This window comes from Candidatus Binatus sp., from assembly GCF_036567905.1.
GTDB lineage: Bacteria > Desulfobacterota > Binatia > Binatales > Binataceae > Binatus.
In genome coordinates this window covers 44,051-53,655 of the sequence record NZ_DATCTO010000021.1, presented here as the reverse complement: position 1 = coordinate 53,655, position 9,605 = coordinate 44,051, and the positions used below count along the sequence as shown (strand labels likewise).

Genomic DNA, 9,605 nt, shown 5'->3' with positions numbered 1-9,605 from the left:
GTTGGCGGGCGCGGCCCCTGCCAACGGCTCAATACTGCGCTGCCATCGCCACGGCCAGGGGTGACCTCTGCACCCAGTGTTAAAACAAAGATCCGGGACTTCGTCCCTGTTAGAAGGGTTATGGGGGGAAGTCGTAGCTCTGTTTCCGTGTCATTCTAGAGCGAAAGTTGCTGTAGCGAAGAATCCCGGATCCGGCATTGAGCAATGGCAGTCACTTTTTCCAAAAGTGGCCGGAAATAATGCTGTCCTGCTGGGGTTTTGACGAAAACGTTTCACGTGAAACGTTGCAGGGGTGACCCCTGCACCCAGTGTTAAGGCCGCGCTCCGTTGTCGCGCGCGGCCCGTGCCAATGGCTTATTACTGCGCTGCCGTCGCCACGGCCGGAGGAATTTACCGCGCATTTTGCGAAACAGGGGTTATTTCTTAGGATCCAGACCCGAATGTTTCACGTGAAACGTTTTTAGTTCAGGAGAACGAATCACGAAGCAGGGGCTTGATGGGAGTGGACCAAGCGCTTTGCGTGAAGGCTTTCTGTTGGGCGTGACACCCATGCTCCTGGTGGGCATGGTTTACGTGACAGGCCGGTGTTTTAAAGTATCGTCGCTAAATCTCAGAATGCTCGTAATCAGGATCGTCTACAACCACGAACCGATTAATCCGAGGATCGTATCTTCGACAAAAGGCCATGCGCCGCTCGAAACCTCCGGCGTCTGCGTACTCGATCCATCCCATAATGTACAAGTTCCAACTAGGCGACCTATCAGGAAACCTCATGTGACCAAGTTCTGTATGGCTAATGTCGAGCACCTTATCGGACTGAAAAATGACGGTCGCCCTTCCGCCAGCTTCGATATTGCCCGCAAGGGGATTGTTTCCGTTCGCCCCCTCGTAAGGGCGACGCATTGGCAATGGCCCTTGTCGCCAGTGAACTACGCAATGGCTCTCAGTGATCTTGGCAGCCGTGCCTCCGATATTCGCGGCATAGAATTGGCCCGAAACGTAATGGCCGCGAACAAAAATCATTGGAAACGGATCGGTTGGAGCTTCCTCGCCCAAGGGTGGATGTACGACAAAATTCCGAACGGTCAGCTTGGGCCGGAATTGCAGATTCAGGGCTTTGTTGGCCGTGTCGGCGCTCTCTTTCGCCAGCGCAGCTTGCGTTCGAGTCGCGTTCAACAAACCGAGCGAGATCAGAGCGTAGAGAAGAGTGACGCCGAGGATTCCCCAATCCGTAACCGTGGGCCGCTTATACCATTTTTGTTTGGGCTTGTTCTGCTCTATGGGGGCGCTTGGTTGAATTATTTGAACTGGCGCTGGCTGGACGACAATCGTAAACGATGGCGTGGCTATTTGGGATTTGTTGTTACCGCTGCGCTCATGGGCCGTGGGTTGGTTTTGATGTTTTTTGTCGCTTCCGCTTACGTTGTTTCCGGCGCTTAGAAGTAATACCGACGCGATCAGGATCAACACCGACAATGGCTTTGAGAGCTTCATGGAACGTTAGCGGATGGAGTGATACCGGTTTGGCTTTTGGCACGAAACCTCCTAGTACGGCAAGCGGTACTGCCCGCCGCGATCAACGCGGAGTTTAATCGCCTCGTCGCTACGCTGGGGCTTGCACCGTGAGGGCTTTGCAGTGCGCGGCCCGATTGTTTTGGTTTCAGTCGGCAAATACCGGCTAGAGCTTCTCGGGCCGGTTTCTGGCGGCGTGACATACACGGAGGATCTCGGGACGCGAGAGGAACTTGGAATTTGGACCCGCACCCGACGCTCGACGAGTCGCGTCGGCCTCTCCCTGTCAGGAGAACTTTGCATAACCGGATGTTGATGCTGGAGCAAGACGCGCTGGCGCGCGAGATCCTTCGCGTTGCTCAGGATGACACAAAGAAGCGAGCGGCCACTCGGGTCATTCTGAGCGAAAGCTGCTGTAGCGAAGAATCTCGACGGACGCTCTGGCGTCCGGCGTTAGTTACGCAAAGCTCTCCTGTCAGGGTGAGGCAATCCGGGATTCTTCGCTGCGCTCAGAATGACACAAAAAAAGAGCGCGCCAGCGCTTATCGCTTCAGCACCAGTATCGGGTTATGCAAAGATCTCCTGACAGGGAGAGGAAACAAAAACCCCGAACAGGTTACGCACAGCTATCCTTCAGACGGAGTAGGTGGCGCGCTGCAATCCGAGCTGATAGCGGGTCGCGTCGATCAGGTTCTGCATCAGCGCCAGCACAGTCATGGGACCGGTGCCGCCCGGATTGAGCGTAATCCATCCCGCGACTTCCTTCACGGCTTCGAAATCCACATCGCCGGTGAATATTCCGGGACCGACACGTCTGAAGCCAACGTCAATCACGCAGGCGCCCGGCTTCACCATATCCGCCGTGATCAGATAGGGCCGGCCGGTGTCGGCGCCGACGCACGGGATGAGGATGTCGGCCTCGCGGCAAATCACGGCGAGATCGCGCGTGTGGCGATGGCACCACGTAATCGTTGCGTTGCGCAGCCGCCCGCCGAGAATCAGCGCGGTCGGCTTGCCGGCGATATCGCTGCGCCCGATAACCACGGCGCGCGCACCCTCGACGGGCACCCGGTAGTAGTCGAGCAAGGTGAGCACGCCGCGCGGAGTGCACGGGATGAAGCGTCCCCACTGACCGCGATAAAAGCCCCCGACGCTGGACGCGCCGATCGCGTCGAGATCCTTCTCGGGCGCGATCGCGTCGAACAGTCGGAAGCGATCGACCGAATCGGGGATCGGCAACTGGAGCAGTATCGCATTGACGCGCGCATCGGCGTTGAGTTCCTCGATCACGCTGAGCAACGCGCCGGTGGTCGCATCCGCCGACGGCATCCGCACCGTGCGGCTGTCGCATCCAAGCTCGCCAGCCACGCGCTGCTTGTTCTTTACGTATTGACGTGAGGCAGGATCGTCGCCGACCAGGATCGCCGCCAGCGATGGCGTGCATCCGAACTCGCGCTTGAGCTCGTCGACGTGGGCGCGCAGCTCCGGCATCAGATGCGCGCTCAGCGCCCGGCCATCCATGATGATTGCAGCCATCGGGTATCAGTCGATTATAGCACCGGATCGCGCCGAGCAAGGCGCTGTGGACAGAAGCCGGGCGGTTGTTGGCAGATCACGCGCGGTTGTCTCGTTCGGCGCAAAAGCGTCTGTTAGGATTTTGCCGCTGATGAATGCGCCCAAGCGCACTGTTCTGTTCGACCTTCACCAAAAACTCGGCGCGCGGATGACGGTTTTCGGTGGTTTCGAGATGCCCGTGAGTTACAGCGGGATTATCGAGGAGCATCTTGCGGTCCGCAATTCGGCGGGAATTTTCGATCTGAGTCATATGGGCGAGTTTGAAATCAGCGGACCGCACGCGCTCGGCACAATCGAGCGGGCGTTCACCAATTCCGCGGCGCGGCTCAAGCAAGGCCACGCGCAGTACACGATTATGTGCGCGGAGGATGGCGCAACGATCGACGACTTGATCGTGTACCGGCTCGGACCGGAACGCTACATGCTCTGCGTCAACGCATCCAACATCGATGCGGATCGCGAATGGATCGCACAACTCAACGGCGGGCGGGCGAAGTTCGAGGATGTAAGCGACGCCACCGCGCTGGTCGCAGTTCAGGGACCGCAGGCTGTCGCGATATTGGCAACGCTGGCGGAGTTTCCAATCGTCAACGTCGCGCGCTTCGGCGTCGCCGGCGGACTGATCGCGGGAATCACCTGCCTTGCGGCGCGCACCGGCTACACGGGCGAAGACGGCTTCGAGCTGTTCGTGGAAAACGCCGGCGCGCGCCAATTGTTCGAAGCGATTCTCGACGCCGGCGCCGGCGTCAATGCCAAACCGGTCGGGCTGGGCGCGCGTGACACGCTGCGGCTCGAAGCCGGGCTGCCGCTGTACGGTCACGAACTGGATCGCAATTCGTCGCCGCTTGAAGCGGGCCTGGCGGCCTTCGTAAAGCTGGGGCGTCCGTTCATCGGCGCGGCCGCACTTGCCGCGCAACGCGAGGCGGGGCTGAAGAAGACACTGGTCGGGCTGCAGACCGACGACGGCAGGATGGTCGCGCGCCAGGGCTACCGGGTTTTTCGAAACGGCGATGAGGCCGGCGTGGTGACGAGCGGGACGTTCGCGCCGTCGATTCAACGGCCGATCGCGATGGCATATCTGGCGGCCGCAGGCGCGAAGAATCCGCCCGCCGTCGGCGAATCGCTCGAAGTTGAAATTCGCGAGCGCAAAATCCGGGCAACCATCGTGGCGCGGCCGTTCTATCGGCGCGGTGAGCCAACTGCGGCATCAACCGCGCGCGTGTGATTAAATTGCTGGTGAAGCGGAGGCGGAGCCGGGCGGAGGACAACTTGATTCCATGAGATTCATGCCACAAACCGAGCGCGATGTCGCGGCGATGCTCGAGACGATCGGCGCAAAGCATCTTGATGACCTGATCGCGCATGTGCCGGCGAGCCTGCGCGCGAGCGCGACAATCAATCTCGACCGCGGGCGCAGTGAAGCGGATGTGGTCGGCGAGATTTCAGCGCTGGCGGCTCGCAACACAGGTGCGTCGGGTTTCTCAAGCTTCCTGGGCGCCGGTTACTATCGCCATTTCGTGCCCGCGGCGGTGCGCGCGGTCATCGCACGCGCCGAGTTCGCGACCAGCTATACGCCGTACCAGGCCGAGGCGAGCCAGGGGACCACGCAGGCGATTTTCGAGTTCCAGACGCTGATCACGCAACTCACCGCGATGGAAGTCGCCAACGCCAGCATGTACGACGGCGCGTCGGCCGCGGCCGAGGCGGTGCTGATGGCGCGGCGGTTGATGCCCAGGCGCCCGGTCGTCGCACTCTCGCGAGCGCTGTGGCCGGAGTATCGCGCGACCATTCGCACCTACCTGAGTGCGCTCGAGGGACTCGACCTCGTCGAGGTTCCGTTTGACGACGCGACCGGCGCGACCGACTTGTCCGCGCTCGATCGTATCGCCAACGATCGCTTGCTGTGCATGGTCACCGGCTATCCCAACGCGCTCGGCATAATCGAACCGCTTGGCGCGATCGCTCAAATCACGCATCGCGCGGGCGCACTGGCCATTTCCGCCACTGCCGAGGGCATCGCGCTGGGTCTGCTTCGCGCACCGGGCGAACTTGGCGTCGATATCGCCGTCGGCGAGGGTCAAAGTTTCGGGCTGCCGCTTCAATTCGGCGGACCCGGCGTTGGCTTCATGGCCGCGCGGCTGACCCATCTGCGCCAGATGCCCGGCCGGTTGGTGGGACAGACTCGCGATCGTGACGGCCGCCGCGCGTTTTGCCTGACGCTCAGTACCCGCGAGCAGCATATCCGCCGCGAACGGGCGACCTCGAACATCTGCACTAATCATTCTCTGTGCGCGCTGGCGGCGACGGTCTATCTCTCACTGATGGGCCGGGTTGGACTGCGCGAGCTGGCGGAGCAAAACGTCGAGCTGGCGCATCAGGCGGCCGCGGTGCTGGAGGTTGCGGGCATCCGCCGGCGCTTTTCGGGACCGTTCTTCAACGAATTCGCATTGAAGCTTGCGAACCCCTTGGCCGCTCTGGAAGCGGCTGAGCGCAGGCAAATCCTTGCCGGCGTCGCACTCGGCAGCGATTATTCCGAACTCTCCGACGCGCTCCTGGTTTCGGTCACCGAAATGAATCTGGGCGGCGAGTTCAGCCGGCTTGCGGCGGCAATTGCGGAGGTGCGGTGATGGCAAGTGCGGGCAGAATCGGCCCAGTCGCGGTCGCTGAAACTCCTGCGACGCCCCAACGCATCGAGCCGGTGGCGGGCGTGCCGCTTATTTTCGAACTTTCATCCGAAGGCCGCCGCGGGGTGGACCTGTCGCCGCGTGCCGCCGGCCAGCGGCGCGGCGCTGAAATCATCGGCGTGGAGCTTTGCCGCGAGGATCTTCCGGGCTTTCCCGAACTCAGCGAGCCGCAGGTGCTCCGGCATTTCATCCGCCTGTCGCAGCTCAACTTCGCGCAGGCGCTCCAGTTCTATCCGCTTGGATCGTGCACGATGAAGTACAACCCGGTGGTAAACGACGAGCTGGCGGCGCTTGCGGGGCTGGCGGGACTGCATCCCGCGACCCCGGCGCATCTTGCCCAGGGCGCGCTCGAACTGCTCGCGCGGATGGAAGCGGCGCTGGCCGAGATCACCGGGATGGACGCGGTGTCGCTGCATCCCGCGGCCGGTGCGCAAGGCGAGTTGACCGGGCTGCTGATGGTCCGTGCGTATCATCGCAAGCGCGGCCAAGCACGGCACAAGGTGATCATCCCGGATACTTCGCACGGCACCAATCCGGCCAGCTGCACGCTGGCGGGCTTCGAAGTGATCGTCGCGAAATCTAACCGGCGCGGCTATATGGAAGCGGACGAGGTTCGCCGGCTGGTGAGCGACGACGTGGCCGCGATGATGGTGACGAATCCAAACACGCTGGGAATTTTCGAGCCGGAGATCCAGGAAATCGCCGCGGCCTTGCATGACCGCGGCGCGATGCTCTACCTCGACGGTGCGAACATGAACGCACTGCTCGGCGTTGCAAAGCCTGGACACATGGGCGCGGACATCGTCCAACTGAATTTGCACAAGACTTTTTCGACTCCGCACGGCGGTGGCGGGCCGGGCGCGGGGCCGGTCGCGGTGAAAAAGCATCTCGAGCCGTTCCTGCCGATGCCACGCTTGAAGCGTTGCGCCGCCGGCTATGAATTCGACGCCGAGCGGCCGGATTCGATCGGACGGATGCGATCGTTTCACAACAATTTCGGAATGATCGTGCGCGCGTACGCGTACATCCTCGCGCTCGGCGGCGACGGTCTGGGGATGGCGAGCCGGCTGGCGATCCTCGGCGCTAATTACCTGCGCAAGCGGCTTCAACCGCACTTTCCAAGCGCGACCGGCGAGCCGTCGATGCATGAATGCGTGCTCTCGCACGACCTTGAAAAGCGCGCCGGCGTGAGCACGCTCGAAATTGCCAAACGCCTGCTCGATTTCGGAATCCATCCGCCGACGATCTATTTCCCGCTGGTGGTGCCGGGTGCGCTGATGATCGAGCCGACCGAGACCGAGAGCAAGGAAATCCTGGACAGCTTCGTCGATGCGATGGAACGGATTTACGACGAGGCGCTGAACGATCCCGAGCGGGTCAAAAACGCGCCGCAGACCTTGCCGGTCTCGCGCGTGGACGAGGCCGCGGCCGCGCGCCACCCGATTCTGCGGTGGGAGAAGAAGGCGTAGCGGCGGAATTTATCGGGCGAGGCCCGCGATCTTGAGTGCGCGCTGGTAGTCGCCGGGAGCGTTCAGGTTGAGGAAACTATGCAGGTGCGGATCGAGAGCGAGAAGATCGTTCTCGGAAATCCGCCTCGTATTGACCGCATCGGCGATCGCAATCAGACGCGACTCTCCCCGCATGGCAAGCGCCGCCAGAACGCCGGCGCATCGCTTGCGATACGCGGCGTGCAGCGGTTGAGGCTTTTCGCCAACGATCGGAATCGCCGCGTCGAAGTCATCAAGCATCGCGACGATCGCCGCCGCGACCTCGGAATCGAGCAGCGGCAGATCGCATGAGCAGCCGAACGCGATTTCGTTGCTAACGGCGTCCAGGCCGCGCCGGAGCGCGTCCAAGGGTCCCTGATACGCGGTTTCGTCGCGCACTATTTTTATCGCGGGGAGATCAATTTGAAGCGAATCCTCAGACTCGGGGGCCGCGACGACTACGATCTCCGCAAAGCGCCGCCTGAGCTCGGAGATAATTCTCGTCAGGATCGGGACACCGCCGAAATCGAGAGCCGCCTTGGGCCGGCCCATCCGGGAACTGCGTCCTCCCGCGAGGACGATTGCACTGGCGGCAACTGTCGAGCTCATGGCGCGGAGTCTAACAAAGCAATCCCCGGCAATCGCGGGATCGGAACACTAATCCGCCGCGGCGTTGCTTCCGGGCACGCGATTTGCGCGCAGTTCGGTGCCGATGATCCGCAGGGCCTCGGGATGAAAGATCAGTGCAAGATGCCCGACCTCGTGAAGCGTCACGATCCGCGCGAACGCGCTGCGAGTAATCAACGCCTCGATCGGCGCCGGCACGACAGGGTCATCATCGCCGAAAATTCCGATCTCGGCGGGACTCCGTTGACCGTACGAATACGGCGAGCCGAGCGTGACGAGCGAGCGTACCGCACCCTTTGGCGCGCCAGCTGCGTAGCGCCGGGCTACGGTGCCGCCGAGGCTGTGGCCGATCAGATGAGCGCCCTTTGCGCCGGATTTTCCCTCTACGATGCGCCCGAGGTGCGCGGCAGAATCATCGATCGACTGCCATCGCGGGTACTCGAGGTATGACAGGTTGTCGAATCCCGCCAGCCGCAGGTACGCTGCAAGCGCCAACAGATTGGCGCGGCTGCCGCCGAAGCCGTGAATAAGAATTACCGGCTCGCTGGCCGGCGCGGAGAAATACGGCTCGCCCCTCTTGACCAGCCAATCCAGTGGATACGAGCCGATCAATGCGCCCGCAGCGGCGATTTCAGCAATCAAAGTTTTCGAGTTCACTATTTTGAGCCTTCCCCCGTCCCACCCTTTCTCCAAGACTAAAGCTAATCACACCGTATCGCCGCGGCAACCAGCTTCAGCGGGGATTTGCGCCTGCGTGTGCGACCGGCGCACAATGCCAAAAACGCGACGCCCCTACCCTCAGTTCCATGCCGCGGCGCCCATATCGAGGTGACGGTTATGAGCGCAGCCAAGCGCCAATCCAAAGGACCGGTGCGCGGATACTTTTTCGACAAATCGGTGGTCATAACCGGGGCGTCGAGTGGAATCGGCCACGGCGTCGCGCTCGCGTTCGGCGAACAAGGGGCGCAGGTCGCGCTGCTCGCACGCCGGCGCGTGCAGCTCGAAGAACTCGCGCATAAGATCAACCAGGCAGGGGGCAAAGCGCTCGCGCTCGATTGCGACGTGACCGATCGCGCGCGCGTATTCCGGGCGATTGAGCAGGTTAAAGAAGCATTCGGAAGAGTTGACATCCTGATCAACTCGGCGGGATTGCTCATCTCGGATCCGGTCGAGCAGATGCGTCCCGAAGATCTGGAAAAGATGATGGCGATAAACGTCTTCGGCGCGCTCAATGCGATACAGGCGGTGCTGCCCGTGATGCGCAAGGCCAAGTCGGGCAGCATCGTGAACATCTCGTCGCTGGCGGGGCGCCGCGGCGTCAGTCCGCTCGGCGGCTACAGCTCGACCAAGTTTGCGCTGGTGGGAATGACGGAAGCTCTGCGCGTAGAGTTGTTCAATACCGGGATAAAAGTGTCGCTCGTGATGCCCGGAGTGATCGACACGCCCATGGCGCGCGATGCGCTCAAGGACGATTCGCTCAAGAGCGTATCCGCCATGATGGCGATGCCGGCGCGATGGGTGACGTGGGCGGTGCTGGCCGCGGCCGCGTTCGGGCTGACGGAAGTGGACGTTCCTCCCGGCGCCGCAGTCGCGGAGAAACTCGCGTCGTTGTTCCCGGGCGTCACCGACGCGGTGCTGAGCGTCGGCACCAGCATCATGCGGAGCGCGGGCGCACTTATGGGCGGCCCGGCCAAGCCACAGCACAAAGCAAAACCGTAAG

8 protein-coding genes are annotated in these 9,605 nt (G+C 62.0%); 5 read left to right on the top strand and 3 right to left on the bottom strand.

Features of this window, described 5'->3' with window-relative positions:
- Positions 1–789 precede the first annotated feature (789 nt).
- The gene (locus VIO10_RS03290) at positions 790–1,440 is read left to right on the top strand and encodes a hypothetical protein (RefSeq protein WP_331959279.1); all 651 of its coding nucleotides are present in this window, start codon (positions 790–792) and stop codon (positions 1,438–1,440) included.
- A gap of 705 nt (positions 1,441–2,145) precedes the next feature.
- Here the strand turns inward: VIO10_RS03290 and VIO10_RS03285 are convergent.
- Positions 2,146–3,048 carry a bifunctional 5,10-methylenetetrahydrofolate dehydrogenase/5,10-methenyltetrahydrofolate cyclohydrolase gene (locus VIO10_RS03285; RefSeq protein WP_331959276.1) on the bottom strand — a complete coding sequence of 301 codons (903 nt, stop codon included), beginning with the start codon at positions 3,046–3,048 and terminating at the stop codon, positions 2,146–2,148.
- Between the two features lie 130 nt (positions 3,049–3,178).
- On the opposite strand from VIO10_RS03285, the gene gcvT reads away from it, so the two are divergent.
- From gcvT to gcvPB, 3 genes are read left to right on the top strand one after another with little or no spacing between them, the layout of a single operon-like run.
- Entirely contained in the window at positions 3,179–4,312 is a 1,134-nt protein-coding gene (gcvT, locus tag VIO10_RS03280) for a glycine cleavage system aminomethyltransferase GcvT (protein ID WP_331959274.1), read from the top strand.
- A 52-nt stretch (positions 4,313–4,364) separates the two neighbouring features.
- Positions 4,365–5,714 carry an aminomethyl-transferring glycine dehydrogenase subunit GcvPA gene (gcvPA, locus tag VIO10_RS03275; RefSeq protein ID WP_331959272.1) on the top strand — a complete coding sequence of 450 codons (1,350 nt, stop codon included), beginning with the start codon at positions 4,365–4,367 and terminating at the stop codon, positions 5,712–5,714.
- The gene (gcvPB, locus tag VIO10_RS03270; protein ID WP_331959270.1) at positions 5,714–7,240 is read left to right on the top strand and encodes an aminomethyl-transferring glycine dehydrogenase subunit GcvPB; all 1,527 of its coding nucleotides are present in this window, start codon (positions 5,714–5,716) and stop codon (positions 7,238–7,240) included. Before gcvPA ends, gcvPB begins: the two co-directional genes overlap by 1 nt.
- Positions 7,241–7,249: 9 nt before the next feature.
- Here gcvPB and mobA read toward each other — a convergent pair whose 3' ends face one another.
- Both mobA and VIO10_RS03260 read right to left on the bottom strand, forming a co-directional pair.
- The gene (mobA, locus tag VIO10_RS03265; protein ID WP_331959267.1) at positions 7,250–7,867 is read right to left on the bottom strand and encodes a molybdenum cofactor guanylyltransferase; all 618 of its coding nucleotides are present in this window, start codon (positions 7,865–7,867) and stop codon (positions 7,250–7,252) included.
- Positions 7,868–7,915: 48 nt separating this feature from the next.
- Positions 7,916–8,542 (bottom strand): esterase/lipase family protein, encoded by a 627-nt coding sequence (locus VIO10_RS03260; protein ID WP_331959264.1) that lies wholly within the window; start codon positions 8,540–8,542, stop codon positions 7,916–7,918.
- A gap of 180 nt (positions 8,543–8,722) precedes the next feature.
- Here VIO10_RS03260 and VIO10_RS03255 point away from each other — a divergent pair, with 180 nt between their 5' ends.
- Positions 8,723–9,604 carry an SDR family oxidoreductase gene (locus VIO10_RS03255; RefSeq protein WP_331959261.1) on the top strand — a complete coding sequence of 294 codons (882 nt, stop codon included), beginning with the start codon at positions 8,723–8,725 and terminating at the stop codon, positions 9,602–9,604.
- Position 9,605: the final 1 nt, after the last annotated feature.

Coding starts and splice junctions, on each gene's coding strand:
- gcvT (WP_331959274.1), top strand. CDS start 3,179: ATGAATGCGCCCAAGCGCACTGTTCTGTTCGACCTTCACCAAAAACTC.
- gcvPB (WP_331959270.1), top strand. CDS start 5,714: ATGGCAAGTGCGGGCAGAATCGGCCCAGTCGCGGTCGCTGAAACTCCT.
- gcvPA (WP_331959272.1), top strand. CDS start 4,365: ATGAGATTCATGCCACAAACCGAGCGCGATGTCGCGGCGATGCTCGAG.
- VIO10_RS03290 (WP_331959279.1), top strand. CDS start 790: ATGGCTAATGTCGAGCACCTTATCGGACTGAAAAATGACGGTCGCCCT.
- mobA (WP_331959267.1), bottom strand. CDS start 7,867: ATGAGCTCGACAGTTGCCGCCAGTGCAATCGTCCTCGCGGGAGGACGC.
- VIO10_RS03285 (WP_331959276.1), bottom strand. CDS start 3,048: ATGGCTGCAATCATCATGGATGGCCGGGCGCTGAGCGCGCATCTGATG.
- VIO10_RS03255 (WP_331959261.1), top strand. CDS start 8,723: ATGAGCGCAGCCAAGCGCCAATCCAAAGGACCGGTGCGCGGATACTTT.